We start from the raw sequence: 19,048 nt of genomic DNA, 5'->3' as shown, positions 1-19,048 counted from the left end.
GATCCGCAGTTTGGGGGCATTAGCTGCCGGTTCGTTCTTCTATGGCGGCAGCGTAAGGTCCCCGCAGAGCAGCCTTGACCTTTTCGACAATGAACGGGCGGTCCCCCTCCAGGTCGCTGCTTTGCACTCGAAGCTCGCGCCAGCCCAGACTCTCCGTCAGGCTCTGACGCTTGATGTCGCGCCGGTACTGGTCGAAGTCACCGTGATGGGCACCGTCGTACTGAAGGGCAATCCGCTGGTCAGGGTAGGCGGCATCCGGCCACACCACCGGATGGCCGAGCCTGTTGCGCAGCACAACGTTCAGAACAGGTTCAGGGAGGCCGGCGTGCAAAAGTGCCAATCTCATCATCGTTTCCGGCGCCGAATCCGCGCCCACGCGAATCAGATCCAGCGCGAGCCTTGCCTTCCTCACTCCGCGCATGCCCGGGTGCTGGCCAACGATTCGCTTCAGATCCCCTATGGTCGCCAACGGCTGCCGTGGCATGGGGAAATCCTCACCGTGTTCGACGACGACAGAGTCGCCGGCAGCCACCAGCTCATCGATGCTCAACAATGAGGCCAAGTCCAGCCAGGTCCTTGCCGGGGACGTGAGCCGCACGCCGTCGAACATCACCACTTCGCCGGGCTTGAAAGACAACTGGTGACCCACAACATTCCGCCGGCGGGGTTTGGAACCGTCCGCCGGACGGGCAATGTGGATGCGCCAGTCCTGGTCCAGCCAGCCCGGCAGGCAAATGCAGCAGATCCTGGCGCTGGTCGAATGGGTGAGCACGCAAGCGGGATCCAGCCGCGAGTAAGCGCGAACGTTGTCGGCAACTGTTCCTGTGCTGTGCAGCGGCAGCCTGATGCCGCGCGACGGTGTGAAAATGCCGTTCCGGCTGAGCCGCTTTGGGCTCAGTCCCAGCCGGTCTGCGTCTTCAACAAGGAACGATCCATTCGGTATCTGGGGAGGCATCGGCGTGCGCGGCATGCTTCATTCTGGTCCCTGTCCAGCATGCCAGAGCCGTTATCCACAGGCTCATCTGGATCGTTAAACGCGAACTGGCAGCTAATGCCCGCAAATTTGAGATTTGGGGTCATTACCTGCCAGTTCGCGCTGGGGTGCGGTGGGACTAGCTCTTGCGGGCGTAGCCTTCCCACTTGCTGGCCTGGTGCTCGCCGTCCACGAAGCGGATGGTGCCGGACTTGGAGCGCATGACGATTGACTGCGTCAGCACCTTGTCCTTGTCGTAGCGCACTCCCTTGAGGAGGTCGCCGTCGGTGATGCCGGTGGCGGCGAAGTAGCAGTTGTCGCTCTTGACGAGATCGTTCGTGGACAGGACCCGCTCGAGGTCGTGGCCGGCGTCGATGGCCTTCTGCTTCTCGTCGTCGCTGGTGGGCCACAGCCGGCCCTGGATGACGCCGCCGAGCGACTTGATGGCACACGCGGCGACGATGCCTTCCGGAGTTCCGCCGATGCCCATCAGCGCGTCAACGCCGGTGCCGGAGCGCGCTGCCGCGATGGCTCCGGCGACGTCGCCGTCCATGATGAACTTGGTGCGCGCGCCGGCCTCGCGGATTTCCTCCACCAGCGGGCGGTGGCGGTCGCGGTCAAGGATCATGACGTTCAGCTGGTTGACCTTGACGCCCTTGGCCTTGGCGATCAGGTGCAGGTTCTGCTTGACGGGCAGGCGCAAGTCCACCATGTCGGCAGCCTCGGGGCCGGTGACGAGCTTCTCCATGTAGAACACTGCGGACGGGTCGAACATGGAACCGCGTTCGGCCACGGCCAGGACTGCCAGGGCGTTGTTGATGCCCAGGGCCGTCAGGCGGGTTCCGTCGATGGGGTCAACGGCGACGTCGCACTCAGGGCCGGTGCCGTCGCCAACCTGTTCACCGTTGAACAGCATGGGGGCTTCGTCTTTTTCGCCTTCACCGATGACCACAACGCCGTTGAAGTGAACGGTCTGGAGGAAGGAGCGCATGGCGTCGACAGCCGCGCCGTCGGCCTTGTTCTTGTCGCCGAAGCCCACCCAGTGGCCGCCGGCAATGGCCGCGGCCTCGGTGACGCGGACAAGCTCCAGTGCGAGGTTGCGGTCCGGCTCGTCGATCCCGACGGCAAGCGAGGGGGAAAGCGTTGAATACTTCTGGGTCATGGACGCTGGTGACACGTGAACCTCTTCTTCGAGTGGCGATCATTGGACCCGCAATGCCATAGGAGGCACGTGCGGTGATTCCTCTGTTACTGATCATAGTCGGGGCGGGCTCCCGAGGTCATGGGATGACCAACCTATGAACCGAACGCGCCCTCACCGCCGGAAAAGCCGAATGTGGAATCGGTCCCCGCATGGGCGACTATAGAAGGGTGAGTGAAACGCAGGACAAGTCCGCCCCCGACACCCCGGCAGCCGGCCACGGCTCCGCCCCGGACCCGGCCGTACAGCCGGTCAAGCCGGTCATTCCCGCCGCTGCCGCCAAGCGGGCCAACGCGTCGGTCATTGGGATGATCATCGCACTGGTGGTCAGCATTGCTGCCTTCCTGCCGATCGTGCTGATGAATCCCTCACCGAAGTCCGACGGCTTCCGGCCCGACATCGACGTCAGCGCCGTCGCCGGCAACGCCGCAGATGTGGCGGGATTCACACCGGTCACCCCTGATACCGGCGACACATTCAGCCCAAATTACGCCCGCTGGGAAGCCGGCACAGGAACCGGCGTCCCCACCTGGGAAGTCGGCTACCTCACTCCCAAGGAAGCCTTCATCGGCCTGGTCCAGACCCGAAAGGCCAACCCGACGTGGCTCCTGCAGCAGACCAAGAACGCCCCGGTGACCGGCACACGGCAGGCAGGCGGCCAGGAATGGGAGCTCAGGGATACCGGCAGGGGCGAGAAGAGCATGGTGCTGAACCACCGCGGCACCACCGTTGTCCTAAGCGGTGAGGCCCAACTGGACGAGTTCGCAGTGCTGGCCGTCGCCGTCGTGAAGTCCCTGGACAGTAAGCCCGCAGTAACAGTTTCCCCCTCGGTGAGCCCCAGCCCGTAAGGTAGGGGCCGTGGCTACCTACCTGACTCCTGCACTGGCCTGGCGCCGTCTGCGCGAAGGCAACGAACGCTTTGTTAACGGCGAATCATCGCACCCCAACCAGGACGCCTCACGGCGGTCCTCCCTGGTGGAAAACCAGCACCCGTTCGCGGTGATCTTCGGCTGTTCCGACTCCCGCCTCGCGGCAGAAATCATCTTCGACCTCGGCCTCGGCGACGCCTTCGTGGTCCGCACCGCCGGCCAGGTGATTGACGACGCCGTGCTCGGATCGCTCGAATACAGCATTGGCGTCCTCAGCGTGCCGCTGATCGTGGTGCTGGGCCACGACAGCTGCGGCGCGGTCAGCGCCACCAAAGCCGCCGTGGAAACGGGCCAGATGCCCACCGGGTTCATCCGGGACCTCGTGGAGCGGATCACGCCGTCCGTCCTGACTTCCCTGCGCAATAACGAAAACGAGGTCAACGACATGGTGGTGGAGCACGTCAAGCAGACGTCCCAGCGGCTCGTCGACAGCTCGCGTGTGATTTCCGACGCAATTGAGACAGGGCGGGCCGCGGTCATCGGCCTCTCCTACAGCCTCGCCGAAGGGCACGCCGAGCTTGTTTCCGGAATCGGCGAGCTCTAGGGCTGACGACGGCGGGCCCTTTCGGGACCGCCGTCGCAAGCAGTTCACGGTTTTCGATGCGGCCGCAGATCGCCCTAAGCTAGCCCCATGACTTCCACTGAAGAGTTCCGCATTGAACATGACACGATGGGCGAAGTCCGCGTCCCCGTGAACGCCCTGTACCGTGCACAGACGCAGCGTGCAGTTGAAAACTTCCCCATTTCCGGCAAAACCCTGGAACGCGCACACATCGAGGCCCTCGCCCGGGTCAAGAAGGCTGCCGCCCAGGCCAACGCAGAACTGGGCGTGCTCGACGGCGAGCTGGCCAAGGCGATCGCGGACGCTGCCGATGAGGTAGCTGCGGGCAAATACGACGGCGACTTCCCCATCGACGTTTTCCAGACAGGCTCCGGCACGTCCTCGAACATGAACACCAACGAGGTCCTCGCCGAACTTGCCTCCCGTGCCCTTAAGGCCGCCGGCAGCGACAAGGTGGTCCACCCCAACGACCACGTCAACGCCTCACAGTCCTCCAACGACGTGTTCCCCACCTCGGTCCACGTTGCAGCCACCTCGGCACTGATCAACGACCTCATCCCGGCCCTCGGCTACCTCGCCGAGTCGCTGGAGCGCAAGGCTGTTGAGTTCAAGGACGTCGTGAAGTCCGGCCGCACGCACCTCATGGACGCCACCCCGGTGACCCTGGGCCAGGAGTTCGGCGGCTACGCCGCACAGGTCCGATACGGCATCGAGCGCATCAATGCCTCCCTCCCCCGCGTTGCCGAGGTTCCCCTCGGCGGAACCGCTGTGGGCACCGGCATCAACACCCCGGCCGGCTTCCCGGAGCGCGTCATCGAACTCCTCGCTACCGACACCGGCCTGCCGCTGACCGAGGCACGCGACCACTTCGAGGCCCAGGCCAACCGCGACGGCCTCATCGAAGCCTCAAGCCAGCTGCGCAACATCGCGATCTCCTTCATGAAGATCAACAACGACCTCCGCTGGATGGGCTCCGGCCCCAACACCGGCCTCGGCGAAATCGCCATCCCCGACCTGCAGCCGGGTTCCTCGATCATGCCGGGCAAGGTCAACCCCGTCATCTGCGAGGCGTCCATCATGGTCTGCGCCCAGGTGATCGGCAACGACACCGCCATCGCCTGGTCCGGCACCAACGGCGCCTTCGAACTGAACGTCGGCATCCCCGTCATGGCCGCGAACCTGCTCGAGTCCGTCCGCCTGCTGGCCAACACCAGCCGCGTCATGGCCGACAAGATGATCGACGGCATCACCGCCAACGTCGAGCGCGCCCGCTTCCTCGCCGAGGCGTCGCCGTCGATCGTTACGCCGCTGAACAAGTTCATCGGCTACGAAAACGCCGCCAAGATCGCCAAGAAGGCCGTCGCCGAGGGCCTGACCATCCGCGAGACCGTGGTGGCCATGGGCTTCCTGGAGCGCGGCGAGCTGACCGAAGAGCAGCTGGACACCGCCCTGGACGTCATGTCCATGACGCGCCCGCCGCACAAGGCATAAATCCCCACAGCCTCCCTTAGGTACGACGGCGGCCGCCCACCTTCCCTTGTGAAGGCGGGCGGCCGCTGCGTTTAAGGGAGTCGCGGGCGGGTGGGGCTTAAGTGCCCCGTTCGCGCTCAGAGGTGGGGCTTAACTATCCGTTCGCGCTGGGCGTGGGGACGGACTGCTCAGGCTGGCACCACGGCCATGGCGGCCGCGGCACCGGCGAGCATGAACGGCCCGAACGGGATGGCTGACTTAAGCGTTCCCCGGCGCGACGCCAGCAGGGCGATGCTCCACAGGCCGCCGAGCAGGAACGCCGCGAAGGTTCCGGCGAAAACGTGGGACCAGCCCAGGTAGCCCAGGTACATCCCCAGCACGCCTGCCAGCTTCACGTCACCGAACCCCATCCCCGGCGGATACACCAGGCGCAGCACGAAGTAGAACAGCCACAGGACTGCTCCCCCCGCCAGGATCCTGAGTGCCGGCACCCCGAACAGCTGCGCGGCGGCCTCGGGCGCGCCGCCGCCGTCGGGCCCTCCGCTGCCGGGCACCGACAGGACCAGGCTGGCCACCGCCCCCAGCAGCAGCACACCCGCCACGGCGTATGACGGAAACACGATCCGGTTCGGCAGGAGGTGGTGCCGCACATCGATCACCGTCAGCCGGACGGCCATCACGGCGAAATAGGCGCAGGCCGCCAGGACCAGCCAGAAGGCGGGAGGCGCCGCTTGCCAGAGTTCGCCAAGTCGTTGGATCACTCTCGGATGCTACTGGATTTGCCCGGTCCGGCGCGCGCCCCGCGCGTAAACTGTGGATATGGGGACCTGGGACGCCAAGCACCGGCAGGAACACGGCGGGGCGGCGACGCCCTCGGACTCCGCCGCGTCCTTCAGGAACCTGTGCCGTTCCTCCCCTTGGAAATGGCAGTCCCTCCGCTTCGAATACCGGGAGACCTCCCCCGACGGGGCCGGCCCCGTCCGGGCCTGGCTGCGCCGCCCCGGCGCCCTCCGGCTTGAGTCCATGGACGGAACCCTGCTGCACAACACCACAGGCATCAACGACTCCCGGGACGGCCTGTACATCAGTGCCACGCGACGGTCCTGGCTGCTTCCGGCGCACCTCGTCACCCCCGTTTACGACGACGGCGGGCTGGTCAGGCGCCGCCCCGAGGCAGCGTACGGCGAACCATCGTTCGGGAACAGCCGCTTCGCCGCCGCCCTGGACCCGGTGGAGCTCGCCGGCAACGCTCCCGTTCCGCTGGAGTTCCCCCGCGCCAATGCCGTGGAGCTGCTGGAGCCCGTGCGCGATGTGGAGCACGAGGGCCGCCCTGCCCGGGAGACAGTGGTTTCGCCGAACCCCGGGTACCGTCCGCTGGACCCCGAAAGTCCGCTGTGCGGGCCCGGGCGGACGCGGATCCGGATCGACGCCGGCACGGGGGTCTGCGTGGCCAGCGAACCCCTCGACGGCGGGGCGGACCTGCCCGGCCACTGGATCCGCATCCTGGCTGTCGACGAGTACATGCTCGACGACCTCTTCGTGGCCGAGCCGGTGAACCTGACGGACGTCCGGGAACACATCCAGTGGCCGTTGCGTCCCAACCCCGCCTAGCCTGACTCGCGCAGGCGTGGGCTAGGCTTCCCTGATGACCGAGCTGACATCTGTTTATCCGCCGTTCGCCCTGACGCTGGCCACTCCCCGGCTCGTGTTGCGCCCACTCCGGGACGGCGACATTCCCGCGGCAGTGGAGGCAGCAGCCAGCGGCATTCATGAGCAGGGCCGGAACCCCTTCGGCACCCCATGGGCCGAATCACCGCCCGACCAGCTGGGACCGACCATGGGCCGCTGGTACTGGCAGCGCCGGGCCAACAGCACTCCGGAGTCCTGGTCCCTGATCCTCGGCATCTGGCACGGCGAAACCTTCCTGGGCTGCCAGGACGTGGAGGCCAGGGATTTTTCCGTCCGCAGGACGGTAAATACCGGTTCCTGGCTGCGGAGGACCGCGCATGGCCGCGGCTTCGGCAAGGAGATGCGCGCCGCCGTCGCGCTTTATGCCTTTGACTGGCTCAAGGCCGACGTCGCGGAATCCGAAGCGGCGGAGTGGAACGCCGCCTCGCTCGGAGTTTCACGCTCCCTCGGCTACGAACTGAACGGCGTGACGCGGATGTCCTGGGGCGGCAAGCAGGAGACGGTGCAGCGCGTCCGCCTGACCCCGGAGACCCTCAAACGCCCCGACTGGCAGCTGAAGGTGGAGGGCCACGAACCCACAGCCAGGTTCCTAGGGATCTGACCAAGGGGTTTCGACAGGCTCAACCAGCGGTCCAGCACTAGCGCGGCTGTGGTGTCCCGCAAAGGAGCGCATCGCCGACCAAAGCGAAACGGAGGTCGCCCAGCGACTGGAGCGGAGCGGCGGGAGGTGTCTAAGCGACGGCGGGACGCGACAGCCGCGGGGCGGCGACGGCGGGACGCGACAGCCGCGCGGAGGCGACTCCGCGCGGCTGCGTTCCGATGCCCAGGCTAGATCTCTGCCCCTTCCAGGAGTTCCGTGACGAGGGCCGCGATGGGCGAACGCTCGGAGCGGGTGAGCGTGACGTGGCCAAAGAGCGGGTGGCCCTTCAGGGTCTCGACGACGGCGGCGACGCCGTCGTGACGGCCAACCCGCAGGTTGTCCCGCTGGGCGACGTCGTGGGTGAGGACAATCTTCGAGTTCTGCCCAATGCGGCTCATGACGGTGAGCAGCACGTTCTTCTCCAGGGACTGTGCCTCGTCCACGATGACAAAGGCGTCATGCAGGGATCGGCCGCGGATGTGGGTCAGCGGCATGACCTCCAGCATGCCGCGGTCCATGACTTCCTCGACGACTTCCTGGCTGACGAGGGCGCCGAGTGTGTCGAAGACCGCCTGCGCCCACGGGTTCATCTTCTCGGCCTCCGAGCCCGGCAGGTATCCGAGCTCCTGGCCGCCCACGGCGTAGAGCGGGCGGAAGACGATCACTTTGCGGTGCTCCCGGCGCTCCAGCACGGCCTCCAGTCCCGCACAGAGGGCCAGGGCCGACTTGCCGGTGCCGGCGCGGCCGCCCAGCGAGACAATGCCGACGGCCGGGTCCATCAGCAGATCGATGGCCAGCCGCTGTTCGGCGGAACGCCCGTGGAGCCCGAAGACATCCCGGTCCCCCTTCACCAGGCGGACCTGCTTGTCCGCGCCTACCCGACCCAGCGCCGAACCCCTGTTGGACAGGAGCACGAGTCCGGTGTTGACCGGCAGCTCGGCCGCAGCGGGGATGAAGACCGGCTCGTGGCCGTACAGCGTGGACACCTCGTCCTCGGTGGCATCAACTTCCGCCACCCCGGTCCAGCCCGAGTCCTTGACCAGCTCGTTGCGGTATTCATCCGCGAGCAGCCCCATGGCCGAGGCCTTGACCCGCATGGGGAGGTCCTTGGACACCACCGTGACGTTGCGGCCCTCGTTGGAAAGGTTCATGGCGACGGCGAGGATGCGGCTGTCGTTGTCACCGCCCCGGAATCCGGCCGGCAGCACCTCGGACGAGATGTGGTTCATCTCCACCATCAGCGTCCCGCCGGCGTCGCCCAGCGGAATGGGCTTGTTCAGTCCGCCGTGCTGGATCCTGAGGTCGTCAAGGAGCCGCAACGCCGTCCGGGCAAAATAGCCCAGTTCGGGGTCGTGGCGCTTGCCCTCAAGCTCGGTGATCACGACGATGGGCACGATCACTTCATGCTCTGCGAAGCGAAGCAGCGCGCGGGGATCGGACAGCAACACAGAGGTGTCAATGACGAACGTCGAGACGGCTGGCTGGGATTCTGACGTCAGGCCGGAAACAGCAAGACCGGCTGCGGCGTCCTTCGTTGCCGCACCGGTCTTTGGAATGGCTCGCTTGGCGCGAGAGGTAGCCTTTTCACCCTGGTCCGTGATGACTTCAGGCAGTTGTTCAGAATTAGCCACATCGACTCCAGCCCCGGGGCACATGCCCGGAATCGTTATTGGTGAGGCGGCTCGGCCATGAGGCCGGGCTCGGCCTCCCATACAACCGGTGCGAAAGTTCGCTCCATGTACTGGCCTCCCCGATCAGCCGGCGATTTTGCCTGCTGATGGTCTTAACGTAAATCTCCCCCGACTAATTTCCAAAGTCCTGAAGCGGCGATTCCTGTTGCCGGTTTGTGAATTCGAGGTGAACGGGCGGAACGGACAGTTCCGGGTCAGGAGCCGAAGCCGGGCTAGGAGCCGAAGCGGCGCTGCCGCCCGGCGTAGTCCCGGAGGGCCCGGAGGAAATCAACCTTCCGGAACGCAGGCCACAGTGCTTCACAGAAGTAGAACTCGCTGTAGGCGCTTTGCCACATCAGGAAGCCCGACAGCCGCTGCTCCCCGGAGGTCCTGATGACCAGGTCAGGATCAGGCTGGCCCCGCGTATACAGAAAACGGGAGATGTCATCCACGGAGAGGGTGTCGGCGAGCTCGCTGATGTCGGCTTTGCGCGCCACGGCGTCGTGCAGCAGCTCACGGACGGCGTCCACAATTTCCCGGCGTCCGCCATACCCGACCGCAACATTGACGTGGAGCTTTTCACGCACCGGGGTCCGGGCGGTCAGCGTCGTCAGCCGGTCCGCCAGATAATCCGGCAAGAGCTCCGGCGCCCCCATGGCATGCACCGAAATGTCGGCGTTCTCATCGAGACGGTCCAGGGTGTTCGCGATAATGCCCATGAGCAGGTCCAGTTCCTCACCGGAACGGCTCATGTTGTCGGTGGAGAGCATGTACAGCGTGACCACCCTGACGCCAAGCTCCTGGCACCAGCCCAGGAATTCGTGGATCTTGTCCGCACCGGCCTGGTGCCCCTGGCTCGTGGGGGCATTGAACTGGCGCGCCCAGCGGCGGTTGCCATCCACCATGACACCGATGTGCCTGGGAATCCGGTCCGGGCCGAGGGAGCGGAGCAGCCGGCGCTCGTAGAAGCCATAGAGGAACCCGGGCAATTCCATCCGGAGATTCACCTGACTTCCTGGCTGTCTGACTTCTGTGCAAATCCTAGGCTACCGTCCGAAGGCCGGCGCCGTGTGCACACGCCCGGCCGGGAACCGCCGTGCGCGGGCGGGCAGCCAACCCGCACACTTGTTACCCGGAAGTAACTTACCGGGCCGTAAGTTATTCTGGAGCCATGACGAGCAACACCCCGCCGGGCGGGCCGGGCGCCCCGGAGCACAGGTCCAGCCCCGTGGACGACGCCGCCGTCCGCATCGCCGAACTGCTGACGATCAAACCCAAATGGCGCGGGTGGATCCACACCGTCACGGCTCCGCTGGCCCTTGCCGCCGGCATCGTGCTCGTCCTGGTCGCACCGACGCCGGACCGCAAGATCACGTCCGCCATCTACGCCCTCACCGGTGTTCTGCTGTTCGGCATCAGCGCCATCTACCACCGCGGCAACTGGTCCCCGGGCGTGAAGATGGTGCTGAAACGGCTGGACCATACCAACATCATGCTGGTCATCGCCGGCAGCTATACACCGCTGGCCTGGAGCCTGCTGGAGCGGCCCACGGCGGTGCTGCTGCTCTGGCTGATCTGGTCCGGGGCCATCCTTGGCGTGCTGTTCCGGCTCCTGTGGACCCACGCGCCGCGCTGGCTCTATGTGCCCATCTACATTGCCCTGGGCTGCGGCTCGCTGTTCTACCTGCCCGACTTCTTCGCGGCCAGCGTGCCCGCGGCCCTCCTCATCTGCCTCGGGGGCATCCTGTACATAGCTGGTGCCGTCTTCTACGCGCTGAAAAAGCCGAACATCAGCTACGAGCACTTCGGCTTCCACGAACTTTTCCACGCGCTCACCGTGCTCGCCTTCGCCGCGCATTTCGTGGCGATTCTCATCGCCGTCCTGAGCTGAGGCGGTCCCTGACCTCCTGCACGGACGCCACCGGCCGCTCGCACACCATGCCGCGGCAGAGATACACGAGCGGTGCGCCGTCCGCTCCGGCCGTGCGGCCGCGCAGCAGTGGCACCGTCCCGGCTGTCCCGGCGTCCTCCCCCTGCCCGCCGCCGGCCCCGCCAGCGCCCACGGCGATGACCAGCCCCGGGCTGGGCGACCGCAGCAGCGCCACGTGCAGGGCGTCCCTGGCCGCACCCGGGCGCCCGACGACGGCGGCCTCCACCGGGCCTTCAGCCGCGGCTTGGGCCGTGGCCAGCAGCCAGCCGGCCACGCGCGGAGCCTGCGCCGCGATCGGCGGCAACAGCGCCAGGATGTTGCCTGCCATGGTCCGGTGTTCCGAAGATCCGGACAGGGCCGCGTAGCTCAGCAGGACGCCGGCGAAGGCCGCCGCACCGCTGGGCGTGGCGCCGTCGAAGGGATCGAGGCCGGGCCGGCCGCCCAGGGCGTTGGACACCTGAGCGGATTCCCCGGCCGTATCCGCCAGGCTGCCGTCGGCAATGAACCGCCGGCATGCCGCCGAAACGACTGCCTCTGCCAGCCCATACCAGTGGGCATTTCCGGTGACTGCGAACAGTGCGAGAAACCCTTCGCCGCAGAACGCGTAGTCCTCCAGGAGGCCGCCGATCCCGCGTGCGGCACCGGCGTGTGACACGCGGACGAGTTCCTCCCCTGCCGCCCTCCAGTGGACCCCCTCGAGGTAGCCTGCGATGCGGACGGCCGCGTCCACCAGCCCGGGACGGTCCAGCACCGCGCCCGCCTCGGCCAGGGCCGCCACGGCCAGCCCGTTCCAGCCCGCCACCACCTTGTCGTCGCGTGCCGGCTGCGGCCGGGCTGCGCGCGCCGCCAGGAGGCGTGGCCGGGCGCCGGCCCAGCGCGCGGCCTCCTCGGGGCTCAGCGCCCTGGCGGGGTGCAGCGGCGATCCGAGCTTCGAGACGGTGCCGTGTTCCCCCACGTTCATGAGCCGGGCGATGGCGGCCCCATCATCGTTGCCCAGCAGCTTCTCGAGCTCGCCTGCCGTCCAGAGGTAGCTGGCGCCTTCGTGGTGCTCTCCGTTGACCACCGAGTCGGCATCGAGCGACGACGCCAGGGCTTCCGCTGCGCCGTGCGGGCGGGCAGCCCCCCAGCTCCCAGCCGGGAGTCCGAGGGATGCCAGCATCCATTCGGCGGTGCGCACGGCGACGTCGGCCGCTTCCGCCGCGGGAAAGCCCGGTGTTCCGCCCAGCCGCACCCAGTGGACAAAAGCCCTCAGGAGCTGGGCATTGTCGTAGAGCATCTTTTCGAAGTGCGGCACAGACCAGTCCCGGGTCACCGAATACCGCGCGAAGCCGCCGTCAAGCTGGTCGAACAATGCCGAGCGCGCCATGGCGGCCAGCGTCCGCCCGGCCATGTCGCGGGCCTCCCCGGCCGTGTCCGAGGGCACGGCGGCATGCCTCATCAGGAACTCAAGCACCGCCGACGGCGGGAACTTGGGGGCGGCGCCGAAGCCGCCGTCGTCGGGGTCTTCCGAGCGGCCCAGTGAGCGGACCGCGGCCGGCAGCAGCTCCGGATCGAGCAATCCGGGCAGCTCGTTGAGGTTCACTGCCGCGGAGAGCTGGGCGTGGCCCATGGTCTGGGCGAGGGAGCGGGCATTCTGCTCCACGGCGTCCCGGCGCTCCTCCCATGCGTCGTGCACCGCCTCGAGCACCTGCAGGAACGACGGCCGGCCGGGCATCGGCCGGGGCGGGAAGTAGGTGCCGGCATGGAAAGCGAGCCCGTCCAGTGTCAGGAAAACGGACATGGGCCAGCCGCCCTCGCCGCTGATCGCCTGCGTGGCGGCCATGTAGGCGGCGTCCACGTCCGGCCGCTCTTCCCGGTCCACCTTGACGGAGACGAAGTGCGCGTTCAGGTAGTCGGCCGTGGCCTGGTCCTCGAAGCTTTCATGGGCCATGACGTGGCACCAGTGGCAGGCGGCGTAGCCGATCGACAGGAACACCGGAACGTTCCGGGCGGCGGCACGGTCAAACGCCCGGTCGCCGAACGGCTGCCAATGCACCGGGTTGCCCGCATGCTGCCGGAGGTACGCCGAGGGCTCCTCACCCAGGGCGTTGCGGTCGCCGGAGTCAGGCGTCGGTTCTGCCCGCATTGTCTGTTTTGTCCGCGTTGCCGGTTATGCCCGTGTTGTCCGTGTTGCCCGCAGCGAGGTCGTCGTGGGCGATATCCGCAGCCTCGGCCGCCGCCATCCGTTCCTCCTCCACCTGGGCACGGTAGCGCACGCGCCGGATGCGGCGCACCATGTCCACAATGAGCAGCGCCGTCAGCACAACGATGAAGGCCGTCAGCAGGAAGCCGAGCAGGCCGGGGGTCACCTGGTCCTCGGAGAGGCCCGGCCGCAGGGAAGGCGAGGGGGCCGGCGAGGACGCCAGGGCGATGAGCAAGTGGTGCACTGTGGGAACTTTCTTGGTGGGCTGTGACGCGGAACGTCCGGCCGGCGCTCTAAAGCGCTGTTTTCTACGCTGCTATTTTCTGCCCCGCTGTTTTCTACACGGGATAGAAACTATTTGTTATCTCTATCTTAGCCCCGCGAACAGGTCCTTTTCCGGGAGTTCAGCGGGCACCCGCGAATGGATCAGCGTGTAATCCTCCCAGGGCCAGGCCCGGCGCTGCATGTCGGAAGAGACGGCGAAAAAGAACCCCAGCGGATCAACCTGGGTACGGTGCGCGCGGAGGGCATCATCCCGGGCTTCGAAGAAATCCCCGCAGTCCACCTGCGTGGTGGTCTGGTGAGCCGGCGGCGGCGCGGTGTGCCCCTCGGCGTCGGCCTCAAGCCAGGCGGCGAGGCGTTCAGCGTACGGCGATTGCAGTCCGGCCTCTTCGAGGGCGAAATGCAGGGCACGGAAGCGTTCGGGACTGAAGGCACGGTCGTAGTAGAGCTTGCTCGGTGCCCAGGCCTCGCCGGTCCCGGGGTACTTTTCCGGGTCCCCGGCAGCCTCGAACGCCTCCACCGCCACCCGGTGCGCCATGATGTGGTCCGGGTGCGGATAGCCGCCCTTTTCGTCATAGCTGACAACGACGTGCGGCTTGAAGTCCCGGACAAGGCGCACCAGCGGTGCTGCGGCACGGTGAAGCGGCTGCAGGGCGAACGAACCCGGCGGCAACGGGGGAAGCGGATCCCCCTCCGGCAGCCCCGAGTCCACAAAGCCCAGCCAGCGCTGCTTCACTCCCAGAATCCGTGCGGCCTCGTTCATCTCCAGCCTGCGGGCCCCCGCCATGTCCCTCTTGGGGTGCGGCTCGCCTTCCATGGCGGGATTCTGGATGTCACCGCGCGAGCCGTCGGTGCAGGTGGCCACCATGACGTCCACCCCGGCCGCGGCATACATGGCCATCGTTGCGGCGCCTTTGCTGGATTCGTCATCCGGGTGGGCGTGCACGGCCAAGAGGCGGAGTGTAGCTGACGGGCTCTCGGACGCTGTCATGTGGGACTGCTCCTCTTTCTACTGTTGCCGGTTGCAGTGCCGGGCACCGGATATTTCCCCGGCTGATCCCCACTAAACTGGAATGGTGACTACCGAGGACAAGTCGGGCACCCCCCTGCCTGCAGACATTAGCCTAGCCAATCGCTATGGCGGTCCAAAGCGCACGCTGTCCCGAAAAGCCAAACGAGGTGCGGCGATTGCGGCCCTGGCGGCCGGGATCGGATTCCTGGCCTGGGTATCCACGTCCTCTGCCATGTCATCGGTCACGTTCAAGGACGTCGGCTACCGGACCGTGGATGCCACCCAGACCGAGCTGGACTTCCAGGTTTCCCGCGATCCCGGGACCGCCGTGAAGTGCGCGGTCAAGGCCCTCGACTCGAAGTTCGCCATCGTGGGCTGGAAAGTCGTGGACATACCGTCGGCCCCGGCGGCCGGAGGCGCGGAGAGTCCTGACGGCGGCCGCACCGTCGCCCTGCGGGAGGTGCTGCGCACCGAATCCCAGTCCGTCTCGGCAGTCGTGGACAGCTGCTGGGTCCCCGATGGCGCCAAGTAGGAATGTGACCCACGCCGCTCACCCTTTGGGTTTTATCCACAGGATTGACTACAATGGACCAATACCTTTACCCCGCTGAGTTGGTTACTGAGTTCCACAAGTGGCCACCGTGGCGGGGTCTTTGCTTGTATGACCTGCTTGCTAACCACTAGAGGAGATGTCCGTGTCTACCACCAACAGCGCGCCTGCAGCTTGGCTTACCCAGGAAGCTTTTGACCGCCTGAAGGCAGAGCTGGACCACCTTTCCAGCGCCGGCCGGGCGGAAATCGTCCAGAAGATCGAGGCTGCGCGCCAAGAGGGGGACCTCAAGGAAAACGGCGGCTACCACGCCGCCAAGGAGGAGCAGGGCAAGATCGAGGCCCGCATCCGCCAGCTCACGCAGCTGCTCCGCGACGCCCACGTCGGCGAGGCTCCTGCCGATGACGGAATCGTTGAGCCCGGCATGATCGTCGTCGCCCGGATCGCCGGGGACGACGAGACGTTCCTGCTCGGTTCCCGCGAGATCGCCGGAGACTCCGACATTGACGTCTTCAGCGAGAAGTCCCCGCTCGGCGCGGCCATCATGGGCCACAAGGAGGGCGACACCCTGAGCTACACCGCCCCCAACGGCAAGGAGATCACTGTCGAGATCCTGTCCGCCAAGCCGTACGCGGGCTAGGCGGAAGCTTCCGTTTCAGCGGGTCATGCCGCAACGCACGACGCCGGCCCTCCCCGATTTGCGGGAGGGCCGGCGTCGCGCTTTAACGCGTTAGTCCTGGCGGGCTGCGCTGCGCACGCGCAGCACCACGGCGGCCAGGACGCCGCCGACGGCCCCGCCAAGGTGCGCCTGCCAGGAGACGAAGCCCGCAACGCTCGGAATCAGTCCGAACAGGATGCCGCCGTAAGCCATGAAAAGCACAACGGACAGCAGGATCTGCCACCAGCTGCGGTTGAAGAATCCGCGCACCAGGAGGAACGCAAACAGCCCAAAGACCAGGCCGGACGCGCCCACCGTGATTCCGCGGTTGCCGATCAGCCAGACGGCGAGGCCTGATCCCAGCCAGCTGCAGGCGACGGCGGTGAGGAAGACCCGCACCCCGGACATGAACACCAGGAAGCCGAAAATTATCAGGGGCAGCGCGTTGGAAAGGACGTGGTTCAGGTTCGCGTGCAGCAGCGGAAACGTGAAGATGTCCAGGATTCCGTCGGCGCTGCGGGGCCTGAGGCCGAAGACGCGGTTCAGGCCGTGCAGCATTGCCGTGTTGACGAGCTCGAGCGCGAAGAGCAGCAGCACGAAGGCGCCGACCACCAGGAGCCCGCCCTTGGCCCGCGACGCCGGGGTGTCCCGCGTTGCCGGAGGTTCGCCTGGTGTCTGCAGCATCGTTGGCTCCTAGTGCACCACGATCGGCTGGAAACCCTCGGCGCGCAGCGCGCCCAGGACCTGTTCCCCGTGTTCGTGGCCCTTGGTCTCGAGGTTCACCGTGATGGAAACATCGCCCATGCTGATGGATCCGCCCACCCGCGTGTGGTCAAGGCCCGTCACGTTGGCGTCGTTCTCGGCAATGATCCGTGCAATGGTGGCCAGCGAGCCGGGACGGTCATCGAGCATCATGCGGACTGTCATGTACCGGCCGGCGGCGGAGAGGCCCCGCTGGATGACCTTCAGCATCAGCATGGGGTCGATGTTGCCGCCGGATAGGATGACGGCCGTGGTTCCGGGGTTTTCGATCTTTCCGTCCATGAGGGCAGCCACCCCCACGGCACCGGCCGGCTCCACCACCATCTTGGCGCGCTCCAGCAGGAAGATCAGGGCCCGCGCCAGTGAATCCTCGCTGACGGTGACCACGTCATCCACGAGTTCCCGGATGATGCTGAAGGGCAGCTGTCCGGGACGCCCCACGGCGATGCCGTCGGCCATGGTTGACACCCTCTTCAGCGGCACCAGGGCGTCGGCCGCCAGCGACGGCGGGTAGGCCGCCGCATTTTCGGCCTGCACACCGATGATGCGGATCTCCCGCCCGAGTTCCTTTGCCCGTGCTTTGACTGCCACGGCCACGCCTGCCAGCAGGCCGCCGCCGCCGACACCCATGACCACCGTGTCAACGTCCGGCACCTGTTCGAGGATTTCCAGGCCCACTGTTCCCTGGCCGGCCACGACGTCCACGTTGTCGAAGGGGTGGACGAAGACCGCGCCAGTGTCGTCGGAGTAGCGCTGTGCCTCGGCGAGCGCCTCGTCCACGTTGTGGCCGTGCAGGATCACCTCGGCGCCGTGGCTGCGCGTGGCGGCGAGCTTGGGAAGTGCCACGCCGAGCGGCATGTAGATCCGGGCCTTGATGCCCAGGCTCTTCGCGGCGACCGCCACGCCCTGCGCGTGGTTGCCGGCGGACGCTGCCACCACGCCGCGTTTCTTGTCCGCCTCGGACAGGCGGGCCATCCGGACGTAGGCGCCGCGCACCTTGAAGGAGCCGGCGCGCTGGAGGTTCTCGCACTTGAAGAAGACCTGTCCGTCCACCATCGCGCCCAATGCCCGGGATGATTCGACGGGCGTCCGGGTAATGATCCCGTCAAGCAGCTTCTGCGCCTCAAGGACATCGTCCAGCGTGACGGGAAGGCTTTCAGGGGTATTCACGAACTATTCTCCTTTGGGAAATTCAGCTTCGGGGCCCGGCGCAGACTGTCTGGCCGGAGCACCTGTTCCACGATCGGCGTCTTTGCCGTGGCCGGGACTCGCACCCGGGAACCGGACTTCCTTGATGGTGTTGTCCTGGTCAGCGCCGGCCGGACCTCCCGCGACACCGCCGCGCGCGCCAGCCAGCACCTGATCATGTTCCCACGTTCTGCCTGCAATATACCGAATCGCCGAGTTTGCTACGGCGAGGATGGGCACCGAGAAGAGGGCTCCGGGAATGCCGGCCAGGTAGGAACCGGCGGCGACGGCGAGGATCACGGCCACGGGATGCAACGCCACGGCCTTGCCCATGACCAGCGGCTGCAGGATGTGGCTTTCCAGTTGCTGGACCAGGAGCACGATGCCCAGCATCACCAGGGCGTTGACGGGGCCGTTGGCAACAAGCGCCAGCAGCACGGCGATGGCGCCGGTCACCAGGGCACCAACCACCGGAATGAAGGAACCGATGAACACCAGGACACCAAGCGGCAGCGCCAGCGGGACGCCGATGATGGCCGCGCCCACTCCGATGCCTACCGCATCCACGAAAGCCACGAACATCTGGATCCGCGCATAGCTGACCATGGAGGTCCAGCCGCGGCGGCCGGCGCCGTCGGCGGGAATACGGGCACGCCGCGGCAGAAGCCGGACCAGGAAGGCCCAGATCCGGTCGCCCTCCAGCAGGAAGAAGATCAGGATGAACAGGGCAAGGATCATCCCCGCAGCAAAGTGTCCCGCCGTGCTGCCGAAGGAAAGCGCCCCGCTGAGGATGCTGCTGCTGTTGTTCTGCAGCGCCGCCGTCGCTTCCTGGATGTACTGGTCAATCTGCGCGGCGGTCAGGTGCAGCGGCCCTTGGGCCAGCCAGTCCTGGACCTGCTGGACTCCGGCAAGCGCCTCGCTCCACAGCTCCTGGAATCCCAGGGCCAGCTGCCGCCCCACCAGCGCCAGCGAGCCGGCGATCAGCCCGATAAAGGCAAGGATCGTGACGGCCACCGCTGCTCCATTTGGAAGCCGCTGCGAGCGCAGCCACCCCACGACCGGGCTGAGCAGGCCTGCCAGCAGGGCCGCCACCATCACCGGAATGATCAGGAAGCTGATCTTGCCGAGCAGCCAGACCAGGGCGCCCAGTATCAGGAGGATCAGCCCCAGCCGCCACGCCCAGGCCGCGGCGATGCGGACACCGTAGGGAATGTCCTGCTCGAGTTCCCTTTCGGTCCGGGGCCGCGGGGGCGGGAGGATGGCTGGCCTGACCGGTTCTTCTGGTGTGGCGTCCTTAGTTGGCGTCATAGCCCAATAATTCCCTAGCTGTGCGGCTATGGGAAACGGCAG

General features: G+C 66.7%; 19 protein-coding genes. 8 read left to right on the top strand and 11 right to left on the bottom strand.

Annotated elements, in window-relative coordinates; all coding sequences use genetic code 11:
- Positions 1 to 19 precede the first annotated feature (19 nt).
- Both JYA52_RS16615 and glpX read right to left on the bottom strand, forming a co-directional pair.
- A complete protein-coding gene (locus JYA52_RS16615; protein ID WP_240460445.1) occupies positions 20 to 955 on the bottom strand; it encodes an endonuclease domain-containing protein in 936 nt (311 codons plus the stop codon).
- 157 nt (positions 956 to 1,112) lie between these two features.
- Complete coding sequence (gene glpX / locus JYA52_RS16610) at positions 1,113 to 2,135, bottom strand: class II fructose-bisphosphatase (RefSeq protein ID WP_205654264.1); 1,023 nt, start codon at positions 2,133 to 2,135, stop codon at positions 1,113 to 1,115.
- A gap of 191 nt (positions 2,136 to 2,326) precedes the next feature.
- Between glpX and JYA52_RS16605 the strand changes: the two genes are divergently transcribed.
- The 3 genes from JYA52_RS16605 (at position 2,327) to JYA52_RS16595 (ending at position 5,156) form a co-directional block, all read left to right on the top strand.
- On the top strand, positions 2,327 to 3,022 hold the full coding sequence (locus JYA52_RS16605) for a DUF4245 domain-containing protein (protein ID WP_205654263.1): 696 nt from the start codon (positions 2,327 to 2,329) through the stop codon (positions 3,020 to 3,022).
- A gap of 10 nt (positions 3,023 to 3,032) precedes the next feature.
- Positions 3,033 to 3,647 carry a carbonic anhydrase gene (locus JYA52_RS16600; RefSeq protein WP_205654262.1) on the top strand — a complete coding sequence of 205 codons (615 nt, stop codon included), beginning with the start codon at positions 3,033 to 3,035 and terminating at the stop codon, positions 3,645 to 3,647.
- 87 nt (positions 3,648 to 3,734) lie between these two features.
- A complete protein-coding gene (locus tag JYA52_RS16595; protein ID WP_104172724.1) occupies positions 3,735 to 5,156 on the top strand; it encodes a class II fumarate hydratase in 1,422 nt (473 codons plus the stop codon).
- A 167-nt stretch (positions 5,157 to 5,323) separates the two neighbouring features.
- Here the strand turns inward: JYA52_RS16595 and JYA52_RS16590 are convergent, their stop codons facing one another.
- Positions 5,324 to 5,896, bottom strand: coding sequence for a prepilin peptidase (locus JYA52_RS16590; protein ID WP_205654261.1), 573 nt, complete (start codon positions 5,894 to 5,896; stop codon positions 5,324 to 5,326).
- Positions 5,897 to 5,954: 58 nt separating this feature from the next.
- On the opposite strand from JYA52_RS16590, the gene JYA52_RS16585 reads away from it, so the two are divergent.
- On the top strand, positions 5,955 to 6,746 hold the full coding sequence (locus tag JYA52_RS16585) for a hypothetical protein (protein WP_205654260.1): 792 nt from the start codon (positions 5,955 to 5,957) through the stop codon (positions 6,744 to 6,746).
- A 34-nt stretch (positions 6,747 to 6,780) separates the two neighbouring features.
- On the top strand, positions 6,781 to 7,425 hold the full coding sequence (locus tag JYA52_RS16580) for a GNAT family N-acetyltransferase (RefSeq protein ID WP_205654259.1): 645 nt from the start codon (positions 6,781 to 6,783) through the stop codon (positions 7,423 to 7,425).
- A 227-nt stretch (positions 7,426 to 7,652) separates the two neighbouring features.
- Here JYA52_RS16580 and phoH2 read toward each other — a convergent pair whose 3' ends face one another.
- Complete coding sequence (gene phoH2, locus JYA52_RS16575; protein ID WP_205654258.1) at positions 7,653 to 9,095, bottom strand: RNA 5'-3' helicase PhoH2; 1,443 nt, start codon at positions 9,093 to 9,095, stop codon at positions 7,653 to 7,655.
- 272 nt (positions 9,096 to 9,367) lie between these two features.
- Positions 9,368 to 10,129 (bottom strand): isoprenyl transferase, encoded by a 762-nt coding sequence (locus JYA52_RS16570; RefSeq protein WP_205654529.1) that lies wholly within the window; start codon positions 10,127 to 10,129, stop codon positions 9,368 to 9,370.
- A gap of 254 nt (positions 10,130 to 10,383) precedes the next feature.
- On the opposite strand from JYA52_RS16570, the gene trhA reads away from it, so the two are divergent.
- On the top strand, positions 10,384 to 11,025 hold the full coding sequence (gene trhA / locus JYA52_RS16565; protein WP_205654528.1) for a PAQR family membrane homeostasis protein TrhA: 642 nt from the start codon (positions 10,384 to 10,386) through the stop codon (positions 11,023 to 11,025).
- Here trhA and JYA52_RS16560 read toward each other — a convergent pair.
- The 3 genes from JYA52_RS16560 to mca all read right to left on the bottom strand — a co-directional run bounded on the left by JYA52_RS16560 (position 11,006) and on the right by mca (position 14,519).
- The gene (locus tag JYA52_RS16560; protein WP_205654257.1) at positions 11,006 to 13,189 is read right to left on the bottom strand and encodes a thioredoxin domain-containing protein; all 2,184 of its coding nucleotides are present in this window, start codon (positions 13,187 to 13,189) and stop codon (positions 11,006 to 11,008) included. The two genes, trhA and JYA52_RS16560, sit on opposite strands and share 20 nt — an antisense overlap.
- Positions 13,167 to 13,490 carry a hypothetical protein gene (locus tag JYA52_RS16555; RefSeq protein ID WP_307869407.1) on the bottom strand — a complete coding sequence of 108 codons (324 nt, stop codon included), beginning with the start codon at positions 13,488 to 13,490 and terminating at the stop codon, positions 13,167 to 13,169. Before JYA52_RS16555 ends, JYA52_RS16560 begins: the two co-directional genes overlap by 23 nt.
- Positions 13,491 to 13,613: 123 nt before the next feature.
- Positions 13,614 to 14,519, bottom strand: coding sequence for a mycothiol conjugate amidase Mca (gene mca, locus JYA52_RS16550; RefSeq protein ID WP_205654256.1), 906 nt, complete (start codon positions 14,517 to 14,519; stop codon positions 13,614 to 13,616).
- Between the two features lie 82 nt (positions 14,520 to 14,601).
- On the opposite strand from mca, the gene JYA52_RS16545 reads away from it, so the two are divergent.
- Together JYA52_RS16545 and greA are read left to right on the top strand one after the other, a co-directional pair.
- Positions 14,602 to 15,072 carry a DUF4307 domain-containing protein gene (locus tag JYA52_RS16545; RefSeq protein ID WP_240460442.1) on the top strand — a complete coding sequence of 157 codons (471 nt, stop codon included), beginning with the start codon at positions 14,602 to 14,604 and terminating at the stop codon, positions 15,070 to 15,072.
- Between the two features lie 163 nt (positions 15,073 to 15,235).
- A complete protein-coding gene (gene greA / locus JYA52_RS16540) occupies positions 15,236 to 15,730 on the top strand; it encodes a transcription elongation factor GreA (protein WP_205654254.1) in 495 nt (164 codons plus the stop codon).
- A 90-nt stretch (positions 15,731 to 15,820) separates the two neighbouring features.
- Here the strand turns inward: greA and JYA52_RS16535 are convergent, their stop codons facing one another.
- The 3 genes from JYA52_RS16535 to JYA52_RS16525 are packed head-to-tail and all read right to left on the bottom strand — an operon-like array spanning position 15,821 to position 19,006.
- Positions 15,821 to 16,432, bottom strand: a complete 612-nt coding sequence (locus tag JYA52_RS16535) for a rhomboid family intramembrane serine protease (protein ID WP_205654253.1) — start codon at positions 16,430 to 16,432, stop codon at positions 15,821 to 15,823.
- A 9-nt stretch (positions 16,433 to 16,441) separates the two neighbouring features.
- Positions 16,442 to 17,680 (bottom strand): threonine ammonia-lyase, encoded by a 1,239-nt coding sequence (gene ilvA / locus JYA52_RS16530; protein WP_205654252.1) that lies wholly within the window; start codon positions 17,678 to 17,680, stop codon positions 16,442 to 16,444.
- Positions 17,681 to 17,683: 3 nt separating this feature from the next.
- The gene (locus tag JYA52_RS16525) at positions 17,684 to 19,006 is read right to left on the bottom strand and encodes an AI-2E family transporter (RefSeq protein ID WP_205654251.1); all 1,323 of its coding nucleotides are present in this window, start codon (positions 19,004 to 19,006) and stop codon (positions 17,684 to 17,686) included.
- Positions 19,007 to 19,048 lie beyond the last annotated feature (42 nt).

The sequence above is a fragment of the Arthrobacter pascens genome (genome assembly GCF_017052465.1).
Classification (GTDB): domain Bacteria; phylum Actinomycetota; class Actinomycetes; order Actinomycetales; family Micrococcaceae; genus Arthrobacter; species Arthrobacter pascens.
Note: the sequence above shows the minus strand (reverse complement) of the source record. Positions and strands in the feature narration are given on the sequence as shown.